Origin of the sequence: Glycocaulis alkaliphilus (assembly GCF_004000605.1) — a bacterium.
Lineage (GTDB): Bacteria > Pseudomonadota > Alphaproteobacteria > Caulobacterales > Maricaulaceae > Glycocaulis > Glycocaulis alkaliphilus.
Map to the genome: position 1 here is coordinate 2,540,268 of NZ_CP018911.1, position 19,398 is coordinate 2,559,665.

Below are 19,398 nucleotides of genomic sequence, written 5' to 3' on the forward strand. Positions count from 1 at the left end.
GCGGACCTTGCGGGGGCAAAACCGTCCAGTGACGGGAGGAGAGCTTACCAGTTCACGCGGACGCGGCCATAGACATAGCGGCCGTTAAAGCCGGCCGGCGAGAAGCTGGAGAAGGGCAGGATGCCATTGAAGTCCAGACCGGCAGGGACATTGTCCGGGTAGGTATCGAAGACGTTATTGGCACCCAGAGCGAAGTTTACGCGGCTGGTGATGTCGATATTGCCTTCAAGGTCGATGACCCACTGTTCGGACAGTTTCACATCGCTGGCAGCCGCCGTGCCGGGCGAAAGCGTTTCACCAAAGCGCGTGGCGCGGACAAACCCGCCAAGCCGGTCACGCGACCAGTCGAGGCCGAGGATGAACTTGTCGCGCGGCGTGCCCTCTTCCAGACGCAAGGTGGACTGGCGCCCGAAGATTGTCGGCGGCGGGGTCAGCGAGGACAGGACGCCGGTAGACTGGATATTGCTCAACTCGACCGTGTTGTAGTTATAGCCGAACGTCGCGTTGAACTCGCCGATATTATCGACCGACCAGCCATAGCTGGCTACGATGTCCACACCTTCAGTCGTGCTGTCCGCCGCGTTCAGGAAGAAGCGGGCCGAGGTGACGCCGGCCGGCAGAATGGCCTGCACCTCCGGCGAGTTCAGATTTTCCGAAAGCAGGATGCGGTCATCAATCTCGATGCGGTAGGCATCGATGGTGAGCGCAAACCCGCCGGTGGCGAACACAGCGCCCAGCGAGTAGTTCACGCTGGTCTCCGCCTCCAGCGGCGTCGCGCCCAGCGCAATGGCAACGGGGCTGGAGACCGGGAAGGTGCCGGTTTCGAACGGCACGCCGCCGGTGAACACCGTCGCGGTCGAGGTGAAGAAGGACTGGTGCAGGGACGGTGCGCGGAAGCCGGTGCTGACCGAACCGCGAAGTGCCAGCGCATCGGTGAGTTCGAAACGGGCGGCGAGACGGCCATTCAGCGTGTCACCGAAATCGGAATAGTTCTCGTAGCGGCCCGCGACCGAGACGGTCAGGCGGTCGGTGAGATCAGCCTCCAGATCGATATAGGCACTGAAGGACTGGCGGCTGGCATCCACCTCGTTGCTGGGCTGGAAGCCGGGGAAGACCTGGCTGCCCGGAGCGCCCGGGAAAGCGCCCTGGATGTAGGAGCCCGGCTCGCCTGCACCAATCTCGAAGTTTTCAAAGCGTGCTTCGAGGCCGAGACCGACATTGAGCGGACCTGAGAAGGCATCCACCGCGTACTGGCGCACAAGGTCGAAATTGGCCACGGCCTGGCTGTAGGCCAGCTGACCGGCATAGAATTCGGTCGGGCTGGCAGCGCCCAGCGTCGTGTTCAGCGTGTTCCTGATCGTGTAGTCGATCTGGTTACGGCCATAGACCAGGCTGGCATCAGCCGACCATTCGCCCAGCTGCGCGCGCAGCCCCCCGCCAACCGAATAGTCCTCCACTTCCGACGCGATCAGCGGCAGGAAGCCGTCCGGATAGATGGCCAGTACGTTGCGGGCATCCAGCGCACGCCGGTAGAAACCGGCCGAGTCCGCCTCGCGGTTCTGGTAGCTGGCAAAGCCGTAAAGCTCGTTGCCATTGGCAAAGGGAATACCGGCATTGGCCAGAAGGGTGATGTCACGTGCATTCGGGTTGCCAAAGCGGTGATTGAGGCGGTCAAAGCTTTCCTCGCGCGGGTCACCCGCCGGCTCGTATTGCTGACGCGGATCCGGGCCGGAGCGATTGGTGGAGCTGCGGTCACGGAACTCACCCGAAATCGTCAGGAAGCCGTCGGCGCCAAGCGGCAGGCCCGCCCAGGCGGCGGCGGTGAAGGTTTCGCCGTCACGCTCGTCACGGTCACCGCTGAGCAGGGGCACGGTCGTCACGTTCTGGCCATAGGTGAAGGTGGCGCCTCCGCCTTCGCGCGCTTCGCGCAGGCGCACATTGATGACGCCGGCAATGGCGTCCGAGCCGTATTGTGCCGCTGCGCCGTCGCGCAGCACTTCCACCGCGCCAATAGCGCTGGTCGGGATGGTGTTGAGGTCAACCGCAGCCGAACCCCGGCCCACCGACCCGTTCAGATTGACCAGCGCGCTGACATGGCGGCGCTTGCCGTTGACGAGGGTCAGCGTCTGGTCCGGACCAAGCCCGCGCAGGGTCGCCGGACGGACGCTGTCGGTGCCGTCAGTCAGCGAGGGCTGGGGGAAGGAGAAAGACGGCACGGCATAGTTCAACGCCACATTGAGCTCGGTCGAGCCATTGGCTTCCAGCTGTGCGTTGGAAATGACGTCGACGGGCGCAAGGGTCTGCAGGGCGGTGCGCCCTTCGGAGCGCGTGCCGGTGACGACGATAACATCTTCAGGTGTGCTGGCAGGCTGCTGTGCGAGGCCTGCGCTGGCTGCAACCAGGGCAATCGCGGTGCTGGTGAATAGTGTTTTCATGGGTCCAATCCCCTTTTTTGATCAGTCGGTGAAGAGCGCCCCGGCTAACGCTGCAGCGCAGCAAACCGGTGGTTATACCGTCCAGAATGTCCGAACATTAAGTTGGGTTTGAACGGTTTCCAGTCAGTTGGAGCCAATCTGGCACCAAGCCCCCGTCGATGTGACAATTTTGCGACACATGCCGTCATGGACGGAAAGGGAGCGCGTTGAGCGAAGAATATCTAATTGCATGCTGGCGCCCCCTCGAAAAACTCCCGCCCCCACACTGCACAATCGACAGGCTGAACGAGACATTGTAGACAAAAGGCCCGTTACACAGCGCGAGCGCAATCGAGCGGACCTAGGGATGGCATTAGAAAATCTGAACGATGGAGAGCTGGCCTCGTCTGCGCCACAACCGCTCCTGCCGCTTAATGCCCTGCGCGCCTTCGAGGCAGCCGCCCGGCGCGGCAGCCTTGCTGCAGCTGCGAGAGAGTTGGGCGTCACACCGGGCGCCGTATCCCAACAGATCCGGCTTCTGGAGGATGTGCTCAAGACCCGCCTGCTGGAGCGCACCGGGCAGGGCGTATTGCTCACCGTGGAGGCCGCCGATGCGGCGCCCTATCTGCACGAGGCGTTTGCCAGCCTCGCCGAAGCCAGCGCGCGGTTGCGTTTTGCAGGCGCCGCACCTGCGCGGGTGCGTCTGGGGGTTCCCGGTGCCTTTGCCGCCGCCTGGCTCGCCCCGCGCCTTGCCCGGGCGGGACGCAGTGATGTCAACCTGATCAGCGATCCCGGCACGGACGATCTGGACCGCTTCCGGCTGGATATAGAGATACGCTTCGGCGACGGGCAATGGCCTGGCTATGCGGTGCGCCCGTTATTGTCGGACAGCCTGATGCCCGCCGTCGCACCTGACCTGCTCGAGCAGTGCGATGGCGACTGGCGCAAGGCCGTGCTCGCCCTGCCGCTCATTCATGACACGACCCCGGCACGCGATCCGTCCCAACCCGACTGGCAGGTCTGGCTGGCGCGCCGCGGGCTGAACCGGCCCGATCTCGCTCAAGGCGATCATGTCAGCGCGCCTGATCACGCCGTGCGCGCCGCCGTATCAGGGCGCGGCGTGGCGCTGGTACGCGCCTCGCTGGCCGAAAACGCCGTCGCGGAAGGACGCCTCGTCACCCTCATCGCCGACGGGGTGACACCGCTGTCCTGGCGCTATCATCTATTGTCACCCGAAGGACGCCCGTTGAGCCGTGCCGCGCGCTCGCTGGCGAGCTTCCTGACCGAAGAGGCAAGGCCCTTTGAAACAGCGGGGGTCTAGCCAAACCCGCTGCCACGCCACACCTTCCACCGGACTGACTGGAAAAGAGAGAGAGACCGTCCATGTATCTGAACCGCTTCCTCCTCACCGCCGCCCTGCCCTTTGCCCTGATTGCCTGCAGCGGCGATGACAGCGCGCAGCAGAGCACTTCGGGTCCGGTTACAGGCAGCGAGGAAGCTATGGTGTCCGCCGCTCATCCGCTGGCCGTGGAGGCCGGTCTGGATGTCTTGCGCCGGGGCGGCGATGCGGTGGACGCCGCCATTGCCGTGCAGATGGTGCTGGGTCTGGTCGAGCCGCAGAGCTCCGGCATTGCGGGCGGGGCCTTCATGGTGCGCTATGACGCGCAGACGGGCGCCGTCACGGTCTATGACGGGCGCGAGACAGCCCCGGCGGCGGTAACAGAAGACTACTGGCTGGACGAAAACGGCGAGCCTCTGGCCTATCTCGATGCCTGGCAGAGCGGCCAGTCCACCGGCGCGCCCGGGGCGGTGGCCATGCTGGCCATGGCCCATGAGGAACATGGCCGGCTGGACTGGTCCGCAAGTTTCGAGGCGGGAATTGAACTGGCCGAAGAGGGTTTCCCGCTATCGGGGCGCACCTCTGCCATGGCCACCCGCGTGGCACAGATTTCCCAGCTATCGCGTCAGGAGCCTGCCCGCTCCTATTTCTACGATGAAGAGGGCAATGCCCACCCTGAGGGCTTTATCCGTACCAATCCGGGCTATGCCGACACGCTGCGGGCCGTCGCGGCTGACTGGCACAATTTCTACACCGGCGAGATCGCGCAAGACATCATTGCCACCGCATCGCGCGATCCGCGGGGCGGTCTCCTGACGCTGGAAGACCTGGAAGCGTATGAGCCGGTCCGGCGCGAGGCCATCTGTGTGCCCTACCGCGTCTATCAGGTCTGCTCGGCCCCGCCGCCCTCATCGGGCGCGGTCGCGGTCGGGGCCATCCTGACCTTGCTGGAAGGGTTCGAGATGAGCGCGTTCGGCCCGGACACGGTCGAGGGCTGGCATCTCTTCATCGAGGCCAGCCGCCTGGCCTATGCCGACCGGGATCAGTATGTCGGCGATCCGGCCTTTGCCGATGTGCCGGTTGAGGGTCTGCTGGACCATGCCTACCTGACCGAGCGCCGCCGCCTGATCTCCATCGATGCAGCGATCCCGGCGATCCGTCACGGTACCCCGCCCGGCGCGCCGGAAGTGATCGCCGATACGACGCCGGACGCTCCCGGCACCACGCACTATTCCATCCGCGACACGTTCGGCAATGTCGTCTCGATGACCACCACGGTGGAGTCCATTTTCGGCAATAACCGGATGACGCAAGGCGGCTTCCTGCTCAACAACCAGCTCACCGATTTTGCCTTCGTGCCAAGGGATGCAGACGGGCGCACCCATCCCAATGCGCCGGCAAGCGGAAAGCGTCCGCGCTCGTCCATGTCGCCGACAATCGTGCTGGATGCCGAAGGCGATTTCCTGATCGCCACCGGCTCTCCGGGCGGCAATTCCATCATCGCCTACACGGCCAAGACGCTGGTTGCGATGCTGGACTGGGGGATGACGCCGCAGGAGGCAGCCGCCCTTCCCAATATCGTCGCGCGCGGCGATGTGGTCAGCATTGAGAGCGGCTTTGATGCAGAGCTGCTGGAGAGTTTGCGCGCGCTCGGCCACCAGATACGCGGCGAGCAGGGCGAAAATTCCGGCATCCACATCATCCGCCTGAATGCGGACGGCATGCTGGAAGGCGGGGCGGACCCCCGCCGGGACGGCGTGGCCGGACGGCCCTAGGGGGACTGATCAATCTCCACCCATCTTGAACTCCCGGCCAAGCGTAGCGCAGAGCCGGGACCTCGTGCAGGAGAAGCGGGACAAGGCCCCGGACAGCCCTTCGGGCTTCCGGGGTTTCACGTCCAGAGCGTGAAAACCCTACCTCGCCACCACACTCACAAAAGCCGGGTCCAGGACGAGAGACACCGCGTCACCGGCCTGTGCCGGATGGCTGACCGGCGCGCGGGCCGTCACCCGTTCACCCGACGCCAGCGCGATCAGGAGCACGACCACGGGGCCAGCAGGGCGCCGTGAGACGATACGGGCAGACGCCCCGGCTTCGCCCCCCGCGCCAACGAGAATGCCCTCAGGGCGCACCAGCACGGTGACGGCGCTGCCATCGGGTTGAGGGGCGGCGGCCACACCCAGAGGCGTTGATGCCTTGCCGCCGTCCACCCTGCTGGCAAAGGCCTCGACATCGCCCAGCATGCGCGCCGCACTTTCACTGGCAGGCGCGAGATAGAGCGCGTCAGGCGTGCCCGACTGGATGATGCTGCCACGCTCCATCAGCGCGATTTCGTCGGCGCTGGCCAGCGCATCTTCGGCGTCGTGCGTGATGATGAGCGAGGCCGTGCCGGAGCGGCGCAGCACGTCCAGCGTCATCGCGGAAAGGTCGGCGCGCAGCCGCCGGTCGAGCCCGCTAAACGGTTCGTCCAGCAGCATGACGGCAGGTTCGGGCGCCAGCGCGCGGGCCAGCGCGACGCGTTGCTGCTCACCGCCTGAAAGCTCGTGCGGATAGGCGCGCGCCCGGTGGGTCAGCTCCACCGCCTCAAGGCTTTCCATCACGCGCTGGCGGCGTTCACCGCCGCTCAAATGACGCAGGCCAAAAGCCACATTCTGGATCGCGGTCAGGTGCGGAAACAGGGCGTAATCCTGAAACACCACCCCGCAGCGGCGGCGCTCCGGCGCCAGATGCATGCCCGGCCCGCTCCACACATTCCCGTCTGACACGATCTCGCCCGCATGCAGGCGTTCCAGACCGGCAATCGCGCGCAGCAGCGTCGACTTGCCTGCCCCGGACGGCCCTAGCAGCGCCGTTACCTGACCGGCACGTAGAGACAGATCAGCCCCGCGCACGGCGACACCGTCCGCGCCGCCAAGGCGCACCTCGGCGCCGGTAATCACCACGCGCGGCGTATCGTTTGCCATCATGTTCATTCGGCCAGCCCCGGTATCGCTTCGGAGGGAGGCACACTGGCGCGCGCACGCTCTGTGGCGGTAATGCGCCGGGCAATCCAGATCATCGCCGGCAATGCCGCCACAACCAGCAGCACCGCGGGCAGGGCCGCTTCGCCCAGCCTTTCATCGGCGGCATAATTGTGCGCGGTCACGGCCAGCGTGTTCATGTTGAAGGGCCTTAGGATCATCGTCGCGGGAAGCTCTTTGAGAACCTCCACAAATACAAGCAGGCCTGCCAGCGCGACACCCGACGAGACCAGCGGCCAATGGACGCGCCGGGCGAGTTCCAGCGGTCTTGCCCCCAGAGTGCGCCCGGCTGCATCAAGGGAGGGCGTGACGCGCGACAGCGCGCTTTCGCTGGGGCCGATGGCGGCGGCGATGAAACGCGCCTGATAGGCAAAGATCAGCGCCAGCGCGCTGCCTGTCAGAACCAGCGGGAAGGGCGAACCTGTGAGGGAACGCCAACCCGTATCCAGCCAGCCCTGCAATGTGCCGAAGATGATCAGCACGCCCAGCGCCGCCACCGCGCCCGGTACGCCATAGCCCATCGAGGCAATACGGGCAGAGGCTCTTCCGGCAAGCTTTCGGGTGCGGATGGCATAGGCAAGTCCCAGCCCGATAACCGCTGCCAGCAGGCCGGATACGCCCGCCAGCATCAGCGAGTTTACCGCCGCATCCATCAGCCCGGTTGCAGCCGGCGTATAGGCCGCCCGCCAGCCCAGCCTTGCCGCCGGGATGACGAGACCCATCAGCACGGGCATGAGGCACGCAAAGGCCGCCAGCATTCCGGCAAGCGGGGAGAGACTCTGACGGCGGAAGGCACGCACATGGCCAGACGCCGCTGTCTGACGCGCGCGGCGGCGCAAGGCCCGCTCGGCCATGAAAATCAGGAAGGTGATCGAGACCAGCAGCATGGCAAGGCGCGCCGCATCAGGGATCGACCCCTCGCCCGCCCAGGCGCGCATCAGCGCCACGGTCAGGGTCGGCGCGCCCAGATGACTGACCGTGCCATAGTCTGCCAGCGCCTCCATCACCACCAGCGCAAGGCCCGCCGCGATGGCCGGGCGCACCATGGGCAGGGCGGTGCGGGCAAAAGCCTGGAAGGGCGAACACCCCAGCGTACGCGCCGCATCATAGGCGTCGGCGGATTGGGCCGAGAAGCTCTCACGCGCCAGCAGATAGACATAAGGATAGAAGACGAGGCCAAAGATCGCGCCTGCGCCAAGAGGTCCATGCACGGCGGGCACCAGCCCGCCCAGCGGGCCCGCGCCTTGCGTCAGGTCATACCAGCCATAGGCCGCCGCATAGGCGGGCATGGCCAGCGGCAGGGCCAGCATCCACTGAAACACATTGCGGCCCGGAAACACGTGGCGCGTGACCAGCCAGGCCGTGCCTGTGCCTATAACGCCCGCCAGAAGCGCCGCCGTCAGGCCCACAATCGCGGTATTGATGAGGAATTCGGCCAGGCGCGTATTGGCAATGTGGATCAGATAATCGCTCCACGGGCCGGACACGCCGAGCCACACCACGGCCAGCAAAGGCGCGGCGCACAAAAGGCCTGCAAAAGCAGCGAGCCAGACAGGATGTAATCCTGTCCGGCCCGTCATTCTGCGGCGCAGTGTGGCAGTATCGGTTATGGCCATCCCACCCGGTCAAAAATGCGCTGGGCTTCAGCGCCGTTTTCGCCCAGCGCGTTGACGTTCAGATCACGCGCCTCGAAACCGGCAAACCCATCAAGAACGGTGTTGTCATAGCTGACAGACGGGTCGGCGGGAAACTCATTGGTAAGTTCGGCAAAGGCGCGCTGGGCCCGCTCCGACAGAAGGAAGGCCAGAAGCGCCCGCGCGGCTTCAGGGTTGGGCGCATTGGCTGCAAGGCCCGCGCCGGAGATGTTCACATACGTGCCGCCCCGGCCCTGATCGGGGAAGACGACGCCGACAGCCTCGCCCACCGCGCGGTCCGCGCTGTCAGAGGCGTTCAGCAAACGGCCAAGATAGTAGTGATTGACCATGGCGACATCGCATTCACCAGCGGCCACGGCGCGGATCTGGTCGGTATCGCCGCCCTGCGGGGTGCGGGCCAGATTCTGCGCGATGCCGCGCGCAAAGCTTTCTGCCGCCTCAGCGCCATCTTCGGCGATCATGCCGGCTACCAGCGACTGGTTATAGACATTGGAAGAAGAGCGCGCGCACACCCGGCCTTCAAACTCCGGACGGGCAAGGTCGGCATAGGTTTGCACCTCCGACGGGTCCACACGGCCCTGCGCATAAACGATGACGCGGGCGCGGGTCGCGAAGCCGAACCAGAGATTATCGGGATGCACCAGGGTGTCGGGCACCCGGTCCAGCATGCCGCCCAGATCGCCTGCTGGCTGGAACAGGCCCGCCTGCTCGGCACGGTGCAGACGGCCTGCATCGACAGTGATGATGACATCAGCCTGCGACCGCTCGCCATCGGCGCGAACCCGCTCGATCAGCAGATCGCCGTCGGCCTCGACCAGATTGATCGCGATGCCGGTCTCTTCGGTGAAGGCCCGGAACACTTCCTGATCGGACGCGTAATGGCGCGCCGAGAACACGTTGACGACGCTGTCCTGCTCGGGCTGGCCACAGGCGGCCAGACCCAGCGAGGCACACAGAGCGCCGATTATGGAAAGGCGGAGACGGTCAGACATGGCGTTCCTCTTACGGTTTGCAGCAGCACAAAGAACCTCCGTCAAAAGGGTCCGGCGCCGTTACCGGGCTGTCATGCCAGCTCTGCGAACGCTTCGCAAGAGCAATAGCGAATTAATTGAACGTCCATGCAGCCACGGGGCCCCGCCCGGCGTTTCCCAAAAGGAAAGACAACATTTCCAAAGTGGCGCGACAAGCGGCCACTTCGCCAATGGTCACTTTAAAGTGATCCGCATCCGGTAAGGCGATGCTGGCCATGCCATGTGCAATAGCCGGCTTCGACTGCCCTTGCAGGCCTGGGCCTGCGGGCAGTCGAAAATCCGGCATTACACAGATTTAATGAGGAAATCTGGTGGGCGATACTAGGATCGAACTAGTGACCCCTTCGGTGTGAACGAAGTGCTCTACCGCTGAGCTAATCGCCCGGAGGGAGCGGCGTATAGAGGTAAAACACGCACGCGGTCAAGCACTGGATCGCTAAGCGGGCCCGAATTCGCTGCATGCATTCACTGGCTTGATAACATATTCGCGAGGAGGGCTTTCGTCACACTTCCGTCAAGAAGACAAAGCATCTATATGCCTCATACAGCCGGGCGCAAGAAGCGGCCCCGGCATGACACCCGACAGTCACCAAAGCCGGTGCGCTTCAAGGCCCTAAGCGCGTCGAAGGAGAATAGAGACATGGCCAGTAATGACCTCTGCACGCCTGAAGGCGCGCGCCGCCTGAAAGAACGTATCGAAGCCTACTGGAAAGAGCGCGGTTACGACGTGACCGTCGATCTCGTGGACGCTGGCTTCATGCCCGCCATGCGGTCTGCCCGCACCGATGTGCGCTCCAACCTCGTCAACGGCATGCCGCGCCCGGCCAATGACCGTGGCGAGAATCGCCGCAGCGCGTAATTTCAGGCCGGTCGCCTGCCCGCTGCCAGTTCGGCGAGCATGGCAGGCAGATCGTCGAAATGATCGAAAAGCCGGTCAGCGCCCAGCGTGCTGACCGGCTTTTCGCTGTAACCTCCCGAAAACAGCACACTGGCGGCGCCTGCACCCTGTGCGGCCAGCGCGTCAGGCTCGGAATCGCCCACCAGAGCGATGAAGCGCCCGGCATCGCCCTCGCCGGCGGCGGTGAGGAGATGGGACGGGTCCGGCTTCTTGGCCGGCGCGTCCTCCGGCCCGGTGATCCGCTCGAACCGGCCTGTCAGGTCCAGCGCCTCCATCAGCTGGCGCGCCAGCGCGGACGGCTTGTTGGTACAGACGCTAAGCCGTGCGCCCGATGCCGCCAGGACATCCAGCGCGGCCTCCACCCCGGCAAACGGGCGGCTGTGCGCGGCAATATCGGCTCCGTAAGTCATCAGGAAATGCGACAGCGCCGATTCGGCCATGTCCGGCTCCAGAACGGCCCCGGCCCGGTCGAAAGCCCGCACGATCAGCGCCCGCGCGCCACGTCCGACCATGGCGCGAACATCATCGACCGGCACCGGATCAAGGCCGAAGCGGGCAATCGATTCATTGAGCGCCCGCACCAGATCAGGGGCCGTGTCCACCAGCGTTCCATCTAGGTCAAACGCGATGGACGCCCCCCGCAGGGCCTCAAAATGCGTCATGGCCAGTCTTCCCCTTCGCAAGTATGCGCCCGATGGGCTATAGCGCGGGCGGGCCTGTGATAACAGCGCCCGGCGGCAGGCAGGATAAAGGGCATCCCATGGCAAAGGCGCGCGCAGTCATCATTCTGGCAGCTGGCCATGGCACGCGCATGAAATCGGACCTGCCCAAGCCGCTGCATGCTGTCGGCGGACGCCCCATGCTGGACTGGAGCCTCGCGCTGGCCGGTCAATGCGGCGCGGACCGCCAGGTGGTGATCTGGGGTGCGCACGGGCCGGAGGTGAAGACCCGCGCAGAGGCCGCTGGCGCGGCAACCGCCCTGCAGGATCCGCCCATGGGCACCGGCCACGCCGTGCTGTGCGGCAAGGACTCGCTGACCGGTTTTGACGGCGATGTGGCCGTGCTCTTTGCTGACACGCCCCTCATCCGCACCGAAACGCTGCAGGCCGTCTTTGCGGCGCTCGATTCGGGCGCGGACATCGCCGTTCTGGGCTTCGAGCCGGAAAATCCCACCGGCTATGGCCGCCTGATCGAAAACGCGTCCGGCGCGCTCACCGCCATTGTCGAGGAAAAGGAAGCCAGCGCCGAGCAAAAAGCCGTGCGCCTGTGCAATTCCGGCGTAATGGCAGCGCCAGCGCGCGTGCTGTTTGACCTGCTCTCGAAGGTCACGAACGACAACGCGAAGGGTGAGTATTATCTGACCGACATCGTGGCGCTTGGTGTTGCTGCCGGACACACCGCCCGCGCGGTGCGCGCGGACGCAGATGAGGTGCTGGGCGTCAACTCCCGCGCCAATCTGGCCGAAGCCGAAGCCGCCTTTCAGGCGCGCGCCCGCACCGCCGCCATGGAGGCGGGCGTAACGCTGATTGCGCCGGAAACCGTGTTCTTCAGCCATGACACGCAAATTGCGAATGACGTGATCGTGGAGCCGAACGTGGTCTTTGGCCCCGGCGTGCGCATCGAGACCGGCGCATTGATCCATGCCTTCAGCCATCTGGAGGGGACAAGCGTTGGCGAGAACGCGTCCGTTGGCCCCTATGCCCGCCTGCGCCCCGGCGCGGTGCTGGAGACGGGAGCGAAAATCGGCAATTTCGTCGAGGTGAAAAACGCGGTCCTGCACGCCGGCGCGAAGGCCAATCATTTGTCCTATATCGGCGATGCCGACATTGGCGCGAAGGCCAATATCGGCGCTGGCACCATCACCTGCAATTATGATGGCTTCTTCAAACATCGAACGATTGTCGGCGATGGCGCGTTTATCGGGTCCAATACCAGCCTGGTCGCGCCTGTGAACATTGGACGCGGGGCCTTTACAGGCTCGGGCAGCGTCATCACATCAGACGTGCCGGATGACACGCTGGCTCTGTCGCGCGCCAAGCAGGAGAACAAGCCCGGCTGGGCGGCACGCTTCCGCCAGATGATGCAGGCGCGCAAGGACAAGACGAAAGCATAATAGACCGGGAAACCGGCCCCACACGCGAAAGGACCTCCCCATGAGTGATTACAAGTCCCGCCTGAAAAATTCCGGCCTGTGGCGCACTGATTCCTTCATCAATGGCGAATGGGTGAAGGGCGATAGCCGGTTTGACGTCAACAATCCGGCCAACCGGGAAAAGGTCGCTGATGTCGCGGATGTCGGGGCGGAGGGCGCCAAGCGCGCGGTGAAGGCCGCTGCGGCGGCGAACCTTGCCTGGCGGCGCACCTCGGCGTTCGAGCGCTCGCGCATCGTCAATCGCTGGTATGAGCTCATCATGGAGCATCAGGATGATCTGGGGATCATTCTGGCTGCCGAGATGGGCAAGCCACTCAAAGAAGCCAAGGGCGAGGTCGCCTATGGCGCTGGCTTCGTCCAGTGGGCCGCAGAGGAAGCCCGGCGCGTGCATGGCGAGACCCTGCCCGTGCCGACGCCGGGCGCGCGCGGCTGGACGATCCGCCAGCCCGTGGGCGTTGTCTCGTGCATCACGCCGTGGAACTTCCCCTCCGCCATGATTACCCGCAAGTGCGGCCCCGCGCTGGCGGTGGGCTGTCCCATCGTCATCAAGCCGGCGGCGGAAACGCCGCTCTCCGCGCTGGCGCTGGCCGAGCTGGCAGACCGTGCCGGCTTCCCCAAGGGCGTGTTTAACGTCGTCACCGGCGAAGCGGGCGAGATCGGCCCGGTCCTCACCGGATCTGACGAGGTGGCGATGATCGCCTTTACCGGCTCCACGCCGGTGGGCGCGCTGCTGATGGAGCAGGCGGCGAAAACCATCAAGCGTGTCGCGCTGGAGCTGGGTGGCAATGCGCCCTTCATCATCATGGATGATGCCGATCTTGAAAAAGCCGCTGACGGGCTGGTTCAGGGCAAGTTCCGTGCGGCCGGCCAGACCTGTGTGTCGCCCAACCGCGTCTTCGTACAGGAAGGCGTGATCGACAAGCTCACTGAACTCCTCAAAACGCGCGTGGCGAAGCTGAAGCTCGGCGATCCCTTCGCTGACGGCACCGATGTCGGCCCGCTGATCCACGAAGAAGCCGTCAGCCGCGTGGCCGAGCTGGTGGAGAACGCCGTTTCCGAGGGCGCCAAAGTGCTCGCGGGCGGCAAATCACGCGTGGACGAGATGGGCGGCGCGTATTTCGAGCCGACCCTCATCACCGGCGCGGACCACTCGATGAGCCTTGCCTGCAACGAGATTTTCGGCCCCGTCGCCGCGCTCTACCCGTTCAAGGACGAGGACGAGGTCATCAGGCTCGCCAATGACACGCCCTACGGGCTTGCCGCCTATCTCTACACGCGCGATGCCGGACGCATTCACCGCATCTCCGAAGGCATTGATTTTGGCATGGTCGGCGTCAACGCGCCGATGGTCGGCTCGCCCGCCACACCCTTTGGCGGCATGAAGCAGTCCGGCATTGGCCGCGAGGGCGGCAAATGGGCGGCCGAAGAGTTCACCGAGCTGAAATTCGTCCTCCTTGGCGGGGTCGATCAGTGAGCGCGCAGAGCCAGAAGGCCAGAGCCGCTGAAGCGGCGCTGGAGTATATTGAGGACGGCATGATTGTGGGGCTCGGTTCGGGCTCCACAGCCGCCCTTTTCGTCAAGGCGCTGGGGCGGCGCTGCGCGGCGGGTGATCTCTCCATCAAGGGCATTCCCACCTCGCGCGAGACCGAACAGATCGCGCTTGAGGCGGGTGTGCCCCTCATCCCCATCGAGCAGGCCGACCGCATTGATGTGGCGGTGGACGGAGCTGACGAGGTTGATGGCGGCTTCCGCCTCATCAAGGGCGGGGGCGGATGCCTCCTGCGCGAGAAGATCATCGCCGATGCCGCCGATCTGATGGTGGTGCTGGTGGACGAGACCAAGCTCGTCGAGACGCTCGGCGCCTTCCCGCTGCCAGTCGAGGTCGATCCGTTCGGCTGGACCATCACGGCCAAGAAAGTCTTCGACGCGCTGCGCCGCGCCGGCGTGGAGCGGCCTCTGGTCGATATCCGCCGCCAGGGCGACCGCAGCGAACCCTTCATCACCGATGGCGGCCATTACATTCTCGATTGCGCCTGCGGAGCGATCGAAGACGCTTACAGCGTGGACGCCGAATTGCTCGCCATTCCCGGCGTGGTCGATCACGGCCTCTTCATCGATCAGGCCCGCGTCGTGATCGTCGGCGAGGATGACGATGTGAAGGTGATGGAGCTTTAGGGCCCACCTGCTGACACCGATTGTAAGCCTCGCGGGTCTATCGCCCGCGCGAACGCTCTACTAGGCTATGTCCGGTTCAATGATTGCCGGAAAGGCCCTGCCCATGCGCGCGCTGCTTACCTCGCTTATCATCGTTATCGCCCTGCCGTTTGCAGGCCTCGCCGACGACCGCTCCGAACGGATTGATGCGGCGCGCGACTTCATCCATGCCAGCGGCATGTGGCAGTCGATCCTCTACAATATGCCAGATGTTGGCGCGGCTGTGGTGGAGAGCATACGCGAGATGCGGCCAGAACTTCGCGACGATCAGGCCCGCGATATCGCCTCGCTGCTCAATGCCCGCTATGAGACAGAGCAACCGGCCTTTCTTGATACGGTGTCAGGCGTGCTTGCCAACCACCTTTCCACCGCCGACCTGCGCGAGCTGGCCGCCTATTACCGCTCTGAGGCCGGACAGGTTCAGGCCCGCGCCATTGCCCGCGGCAGCGAAATGACCGACGCGGACATGGCCGCGCTGATCTTGGCGCTCCCGCCCGAAGCGCAGGCCGAGGTAGCGCGTTTCGGCAGTAGCCAGGCGGCACGCAACTGGCTCACCGCCCAGCCGCGCTTCATCGGCGACATTGAACGCGCGTCCGAAAGCTTTGGTGAAAACCTGGTCTCCAGCTCGGTGGCGGAGATACAGGCCATTCTGGCGCGCTGACCCCCACACAGTGAACCCCCGGAACCGCAAAGCGGTATCCGGGGCCTCTCTCAGGATTATCCTGCATAAGGTCCCGGATGGCCCTCAAGGGCCTCCGGAAGTTCAGGAGGCCAGATCAGGCCGCGTCACGATAATCGCGCCGCGGTCCGTCGCCACGACCGTATGCTCAAACTGCACGGTCGGTGCGTGGGGTTCGCTATAGAGCGTCCAGCCATCATCGCCGTCAGCGGCCCAAATTCCGCCTCTGGAGAGGAATGGCTCGACCGTCATCACCATGCCCCTCTCGATCCGGCGCCGGTCGCTGCGTGTGGGCCAGGTGGCGATCTCTTCGGGATATTCATGCAAGGCCCGGCCCGTGCCATGGCTGGCGAGATTGCGGATCAGCGTATAGCCGCGCTTGTCTGCAAACTGGCCGATGGCATTGCCGATCCCGGCCAGCGGCTTGCCTGTGCCCACCTGTGCGATGCCGATATTCATGGCGCGCTTGCCGTCACGGCGCAGGGTTTCGAGTGAGGCAGGCAACGGACCAACCGTAAACGTCGCGCCGGTATCGGCGAAGAAGCCGTTCTTGGAGGCCGACACGTCGATATTCACCATGTCGCCGAGTGCGATCACCCGGTCGCCGGGAATGCCGTGAGCGATCTCCTCGTTGACGCTGATGCAGGTTGCGCCGGGAAAGCCATAGGTGGATTGCGGCGCAGACACCGCGCCGTCGCGCTCGAGCAGCGCAGCGCCTATCGCGTCCAGCTCGCGCGTGGTCATGCCCGGCTCCATAGCCCTTGCCATGGCGTGCATGGTGTTGGCGACGATACGGCCGATCTCCTTTAGCCCGTCCAGCTCGTCTTCGTTGGAAACCGTCATTGGGCTTTCCTCTTTTACGCGCTAGTCCCGCAATAGCGCGTTGATGCCGGTCTTGGAGCGGGTCTGCGCGTCCACGCGCTTGACGATCACCGCGCAGGCGAGCGAGGGCCCGCCCTTCGGGTCCGGCAGCGTGCCCGGCACCACCACGGCATAGGACGGGATTTCCCCGCGCGTGATCTCGCCGGTCGCCCGGTCGACGATCTTGGTGGAGGCGCCAAGGAACACGCCCATGGAGATGACCGCGCCCTCGCGCACGATCACGCCTTCAGCGACTTCAGAGCGCGCGCCGATGAACACATTGTCCTCGATGATGACGGGCGCAGCCTGCAGCGGCTCCAGAACGCCGCCAATGCCCACCCCGCCGGAGATGTGTACATTCGCCCCGATCTGCGCACAGGAGCCGATTGTGGCCCATGTATCGACCATCGTGCCTTCACCCACATAAGCGCCGATATTGACAAAGGACGGCATCAGCACCGCGCCTTTGGCGACAAAGCTGCCCCGGCGCACGACACTGCCCGGCACGGCGCGGAAACCCGCAGCCTCGAACTGGCTGGCTGACCAGCCCTCCCATTTGACCGCGACCTTGTCCCACCACGGCCCCGGCACCGGCGCGCCGGGCAGGCCCAGGCGGCGATTGGGTTCAAGGCGGAAGGAGAGCAGCACGGCTTTCTTCAGCCATTCATGGACCTGCCAGTCACCATTACCGTCTTTGGAAGCCACGCGCAGACGGCCCGCATCCAGTTCGCTGAGCGCGGTGTTCACCGCATCGCGCAGTTCGCCTTGAGTCGCGGTGGAAACGCCATCGCGTGCCTCCCAGCCCGATTCAATGACAGATTTCAGGGCAGCGGTGTCGCTCATGCGGGTGTCTCCTTGAAGCCCTCGACAACTTCGCCAAGGAAGGTGTCGAGGCAGTCTACGGCATAGTCTACAAATTCGGGGTGCTCGCCCGGCCCGGCCGTGTGGCCATTGCCGATATTCTCACGGGCGCGCACCAGCACGGTCGCAAAGCCGATCCCTGCAGCGGTTTCGAGGTTGCGCGCACTGTCTTCAAACATCACCGCGCGCGCCGGATTGACCGCATGACGCTTGATGAAGCGGTCAAAGCTCTCGCGCTGGGGCTTGGGCGTGAAATCTGCGGCGGCAATATCGAATATGCCCTCGAACAGATGGTCCAGCCCAAGGCGCGCGAGCACGTTCTCTGCATGGCGCACCGACCCGTTTGTATAGATGATGCGCGCGCCGTCCAGCGCCGCGATATGGTCCGCCAGCACCGGGTTGGGTTCCAGCACCGAATGGTCGATGTCGTGGACGAATTCGAGAAAGTCTTCCGCCTTGATCTTGTGATTGACCATCAGCCCGTTCAGCGTCGTCCCGTAATCGTGCCAGAGGCCGTGCTGGATCTTGAACGCCTCCTCGCGCTCCAACTCCATCAGCTGCATGACGAACTCCGTCATGCGCGCCTCGACCTGGCTCATCACCGCCGTGTGTGCCGGGTAAAGCGTGTTGTCGAGATCAAAGACCCATACATCGCGCTGGAGAAGGCGTTTCACTGGACGAGATCCTCAAAGTCAGCCTCTTCCAGCGTCACGCGCGCGATACCCTCCACAGGCACCGGGCTGGGGCGGAACAGGACCTGGGTGTAGCCGCGCTCTGCGCAGTTGGCGCGGCCTTCGGAGGTGAACCGTCCCGGCGCAACACAAAACGCCTCTACGCCGCGCCGCAAGGGCTCGGAATTGCCGCCATTAATGGTCTGCGCGAACACAAACACCTCTCCGGGCTGCAGCCGCTCGTCAATAACGCGCATGCAAGACCCGGACTCGATGCGCCACCAGCCCCGGCTCTGCCAGCGTTCATTGCGTTGACGGGCAATCGCGATGCCGACCGGGACCGATGCCTGATTGCAGACATTCAGGCCCACTTCCCGGTTGCGCTCCAGCGCGACCGCGTGCAGCCGCTCAATCAGCCGCTCGTAATTGCTGCCAAACGATGCGCCAGCATCGCGCTCGAAGGCGGCGATCTGGTTGCGCGAGCGGCGGCCCGCAAACCCGTCCACCACCCGCACCTCATAGCCCAGCGTCTGCAACAGGCGCTGCACGCCTGCTTCCAGCGCCCGGCTGCCAAAATCATCGGGCTCGACCAGTACGGCGCGCGCACGTTCGGACGGGGCGAGCTGGCGGAAGTCACGCTGCTCCAGCCCCATCGCCTCGCAGTCTTGCGCGCCCTCGATCTGGAAGTTGGCGCGGTCCACGCAGACCGGCGTGCGGCCCAGCCATTCACGCGCCCCGCCGAGATAGGCCTCGCTGGTGCGCGCATAGAGAAATTGCGGCGCGCCGGAGGGTATGCCTGAAAAGCGCACGCAGGAACCCGGCGCAATGCGCTGCCAGCCTTGCGCGGAGATACCGTTCTCCCCGCCCCAGGCCTTGGCCGCATCCACATAATAGCTGGTCTCGTTGCACACCTCGCCAGCGCGCGCCTGCGGAGCGAAAATCCCCGCCAGGACCAGCACCGCCAGCACCATCACAGCCCGCATCATTTCTCCTGCTCCGGTATTGCGAGATCCGCAATATCGGCGCGCAATGCGTCAAGGCCAAGGCGCTTGGAGGAGGATGTTGCAGCAATGACCGGATAGGCCGCGACCTTCTTGGCCACGGCGGCCTGCGTGGTGGCGATCATCGCCTCGCGCTCGGCCGGTTTCAGCTTGTCGAGCTTGGTCAAAGTCACCTGATAGCCGACCGCCGCCTCGGTCAGCACTTTCATGATCGCCTCGTCCGCCGGCTTGATGCCGTGACGGCCATCGATGAGCAGGATGACGCGTTTCAGATTGACCCGGCCGCGCAAATAGTCGCGCGTCAGCGCCATCCAGCGTGCGGCGACATCTTTCGGCGCCTTGGCAAAGCCATAGCCCGGCAAATCGACAATGCGGATGCGCCCGGCCAGATCAAAGAAATTGAGCTCGCGCGTGCGCCCCGGCTCGCCAGAGGCGCGTGCCAGATCCTTGCGATTGGTCAGCGCATTGATGAGCGAGGACTTGCCCACATTCGACCGGCCGGCAAAGGCAATCTCCGGCATGTCGGCAGGCGGCAGCCCGTCCATGCCGACCGCGCCCTTGATGAAGGTCACATTCTGGGCGAACAGGCGCTTGCCTGCGGC

General features: G+C 64.8%; 17 protein-coding genes and 1 tRNA gene. 7 read left to right on the top strand and 11 right to left on the bottom strand.

Going from position 1 to position 19,398, the window contains the following annotated elements; genetic code table 11:
* Positions 1-44: 44 nt before the first annotated feature.
* Complete coding sequence (locus tag X907_RS12135) at positions 45-2,435, bottom strand: TonB-dependent receptor plug domain-containing protein (protein WP_127568375.1); 2,391 nt, start codon at positions 2,433-2,435, stop codon at positions 45-47.
* A gap of 346 nt (positions 2,436-2,781) precedes the next feature.
* Here X907_RS12135 and X907_RS12140 point away from each other — a divergent pair, with 346 nt between their 5' ends.
* Positions 2,782-3,735 carry a LysR substrate-binding domain-containing protein gene (locus tag X907_RS12140; RefSeq protein WP_170175549.1) on the top strand — a complete coding sequence of 318 codons (954 nt, stop codon included), beginning with the start codon at positions 2,782-2,784 and terminating at the stop codon, positions 3,733-3,735.
* A gap of 62 nt (positions 3,736-3,797) precedes the next feature.
* Entirely contained in the window at positions 3,798-5,528 is a 1,731-nt protein-coding gene (gene ggt, locus X907_RS12145) for a gamma-glutamyltransferase (RefSeq protein WP_127568379.1), read from the top strand.
* Positions 5,529-5,666: 138 nt separating this feature from the next.
* Here the strand turns inward: ggt and X907_RS12150 are convergent, their stop codons facing one another.
* The 4 genes from X907_RS12150 to X907_RS12165 form a co-directional block, all read right to left on the bottom strand.
* Positions 5,667-6,725, bottom strand: coding sequence for an ABC transporter ATP-binding protein (locus X907_RS12150; RefSeq protein WP_233352350.1), 1,059 nt, complete (start codon positions 6,723-6,725; stop codon positions 5,667-5,669).
* The gene (locus tag X907_RS12155) at positions 6,722-8,353 is read right to left on the bottom strand and encodes an ABC transporter permease (protein WP_127569511.1); all 1,632 of its coding nucleotides are present in this window, start codon (positions 8,351-8,353) and stop codon (positions 6,722-6,724) included. Before X907_RS12155 ends, X907_RS12150 begins: the two co-directional genes overlap by 4 nt.
* Positions 8,354-8,379: 26 nt before the next feature.
* Positions 8,380-9,420 (bottom strand): extracellular solute-binding protein, encoded by a 1,041-nt coding sequence (locus X907_RS12160; protein ID WP_127568381.1) that lies wholly within the window; start codon positions 9,418-9,420, stop codon positions 8,380-8,382.
* Between the two features lie 348 nt (positions 9,421-9,768).
* Positions 9,769-9,843: transfer RNA gene (locus X907_RS12165), tRNA-Val, on the bottom strand.
* Positions 9,844-10,099: 256 nt separating this feature from the next.
* Here X907_RS12165 and X907_RS12170 point away from each other — a divergent pair.
* Complete coding sequence (locus X907_RS12170) at positions 10,100-10,318, top strand: phosphoglycolate phosphatase (protein ID WP_127568383.1); 219 nt, start codon at positions 10,100-10,102, stop codon at positions 10,316-10,318.
* A gap of 2 nt (positions 10,319-10,320) precedes the next feature.
* Here X907_RS12170 and X907_RS12175 read toward each other — a convergent pair whose 3' ends face one another.
* On the bottom strand, positions 10,321-11,019 hold the full coding sequence (locus X907_RS12175; protein WP_127568385.1) for an HAD hydrolase-like protein: 699 nt from the start codon (positions 11,017-11,019) through the stop codon (positions 10,321-10,323).
* A gap of 98 nt (positions 11,020-11,117) precedes the next feature.
* On the opposite strand from X907_RS12175, the gene glmU reads away from it, so the two are divergent.
* The 4 genes from glmU to X907_RS12195 all read left to right on the top strand — a co-directional run bounded on the left by glmU (position 11,118) and on the right by X907_RS12195 (position 15,384).
* Complete coding sequence (gene glmU, locus X907_RS12180; protein ID WP_127568387.1) at positions 11,118-12,470, top strand: bifunctional UDP-N-acetylglucosamine diphosphorylase/glucosamine-1-phosphate N-acetyltransferase GlmU; 1,353 nt, start codon at positions 11,118-11,120, stop codon at positions 12,468-12,470.
* A 40-nt stretch (positions 12,471-12,510) separates the two neighbouring features.
* Positions 12,511-13,983: an NAD-dependent succinate-semialdehyde dehydrogenase gene (locus tag X907_RS12185; RefSeq protein WP_127568389.1), complete on the top strand. Its 1,473-nt coding sequence runs from the start codon at positions 12,511-12,513 to the stop codon at positions 13,981-13,983.
* The gene (gene rpiA / locus X907_RS12190) at positions 13,980-14,684 is read left to right on the top strand and encodes a ribose-5-phosphate isomerase RpiA (protein ID WP_127568391.1); all 705 of its coding nucleotides are present in this window, start codon (positions 13,980-13,982) and stop codon (positions 14,682-14,684) included. Before X907_RS12185 ends, rpiA begins: the two co-directional genes overlap by 4 nt.
* Positions 14,685-14,787: 103 nt before the next feature.
* Positions 14,788-15,384 carry a DUF2059 domain-containing protein gene (locus X907_RS12195; protein ID WP_170175551.1) on the top strand — a complete coding sequence of 199 codons (597 nt, stop codon included), beginning with the start codon at positions 14,788-14,790 and terminating at the stop codon, positions 15,382-15,384.
* Positions 15,385-15,486: 102 nt separating this feature from the next.
* On the opposite strand, the gene map is transcribed toward X907_RS12195, so the two are convergent.
* From map to yihA, 5 genes are read right to left on the bottom strand one after another with little or no spacing between them, the layout of a single operon-like run.
* The gene (gene map / locus X907_RS12200) at positions 15,487-16,245 is read right to left on the bottom strand and encodes a type I methionyl aminopeptidase (RefSeq protein WP_127568395.1); all 759 of its coding nucleotides are present in this window, start codon (positions 16,243-16,245) and stop codon (positions 15,487-15,489) included.
* Between the two features lie 21 nt (positions 16,246-16,266).
* Complete coding sequence (dapD, locus tag X907_RS12205; RefSeq protein WP_127568397.1) at positions 16,267-17,106, bottom strand: 2,3,4,5-tetrahydropyridine-2,6-dicarboxylate N-succinyltransferase; 840 nt, start codon at positions 17,104-17,106, stop codon at positions 16,267-16,269.
* Positions 17,103-17,798: a pyrimidine 5'-nucleotidase gene (locus X907_RS12210; RefSeq protein ID WP_127568399.1), complete on the bottom strand. Its 696-nt coding sequence runs from the start codon at positions 17,796-17,798 to the stop codon at positions 17,103-17,105. The genes dapD and X907_RS12210 overlap by 4 nt, the downstream gene beginning before the upstream one ends.
* Entirely contained in the window at positions 17,795-18,781 is a 987-nt protein-coding gene (locus X907_RS12215; protein ID WP_127568401.1) for a DUF1036 domain-containing protein, read from the bottom strand. The genes X907_RS12210 and X907_RS12215 overlap by 4 nt, the downstream gene beginning before the upstream one ends.
* Positions 18,778-19,383, bottom strand: a complete 606-nt coding sequence (gene yihA / locus X907_RS12220) for a ribosome biogenesis GTP-binding protein YihA/YsxC (RefSeq protein ID WP_373870242.1) — start codon at positions 19,381-19,383, stop codon at positions 18,778-18,780. Before yihA ends, X907_RS12215 begins: the two co-directional genes overlap by 4 nt.
* Positions 19,384-19,398: the final 15 nt, after the last annotated feature.

What these genes read in the sequence shown, in the direction of transcription:
- X907_RS12135 (WP_127568375.1), bottom strand. Translation starts at nt 2,435, where the DNA reads ATGAAAACACTATTCACCAGCACCGCGATTGCCCTGGTTGCAGCCAGC.
- X907_RS12140 (WP_170175549.1), top strand. Translation starts at nt 2,782, where the DNA reads ATGGCATTAGAAAATCTGAACGATGGAGAGCTGGCCTCGTCTGCGCCA.
- ggt (WP_127568379.1), top strand. Translation starts at nt 3,798, where the DNA reads ATGTATCTGAACCGCTTCCTCCTCACCGCCGCCCTGCCCTTTGCCCTG.
- X907_RS12150 (WP_233352350.1), bottom strand. Translation starts at nt 6,725, where the DNA reads ATGAACATGATGGCAAACGATACGCCGCGCGTGGTGATTACCGGCGCC.
- X907_RS12155 (WP_127569511.1), bottom strand. Translation starts at nt 8,353, where the DNA reads ATGACGGGCCGGACAGGATTACATCCTGTCTGGCTCGCTGCTTTTGCA.
- X907_RS12160 (WP_127568381.1), bottom strand. Translation starts at nt 9,420, where the DNA reads ATGTCTGACCGTCTCCGCCTTTCCATAATCGGCGCTCTGTGTGCCTCG.
- X907_RS12170 (WP_127568383.1), top strand. Translation starts at nt 10,100, where the DNA reads ATGGCCAGTAATGACCTCTGCACGCCTGAAGGCGCGCGCCGCCTGAAA.
- X907_RS12175 (WP_127568385.1), bottom strand. Translation starts at nt 11,019, where the DNA reads ATGACGCATTTTGAGGCCCTGCGGGGGGCGTCCATCGCGTTTGACCTA.
- glmU (WP_127568387.1), top strand. Translation starts at nt 11,118, where the DNA reads ATGGCAAAGGCGCGCGCAGTCATCATTCTGGCAGCTGGCCATGGCACG.
- X907_RS12185 (WP_127568389.1), top strand. Translation starts at nt 12,511, where the DNA reads ATGAGTGATTACAAGTCCCGCCTGAAAAATTCCGGCCTGTGGCGCACT.
- X907_RS12195 (WP_170175551.1), top strand. Translation starts at nt 14,788, where the DNA reads ATGCGCGCGCTGCTTACCTCGCTTATCATCGTTATCGCCCTGCCGTTT.
- map (WP_127568395.1), bottom strand. Translation starts at nt 16,245, where the DNA reads ATGACGGTTTCCAACGAAGACGAGCTGGACGGGCTAAAGGAGATCGGC.
- dapD (WP_127568397.1), bottom strand. Translation starts at nt 17,106, where the DNA reads ATGAGCGACACCGCTGCCCTGAAATCTGTCATTGAATCGGGCTGGGAG.
- X907_RS12215 (WP_127568401.1), bottom strand. Translation starts at nt 18,781, where the DNA reads ATGATGCGGGCTGTGATGGTGCTGGCGGTGCTGGTCCTGGCGGGGATT.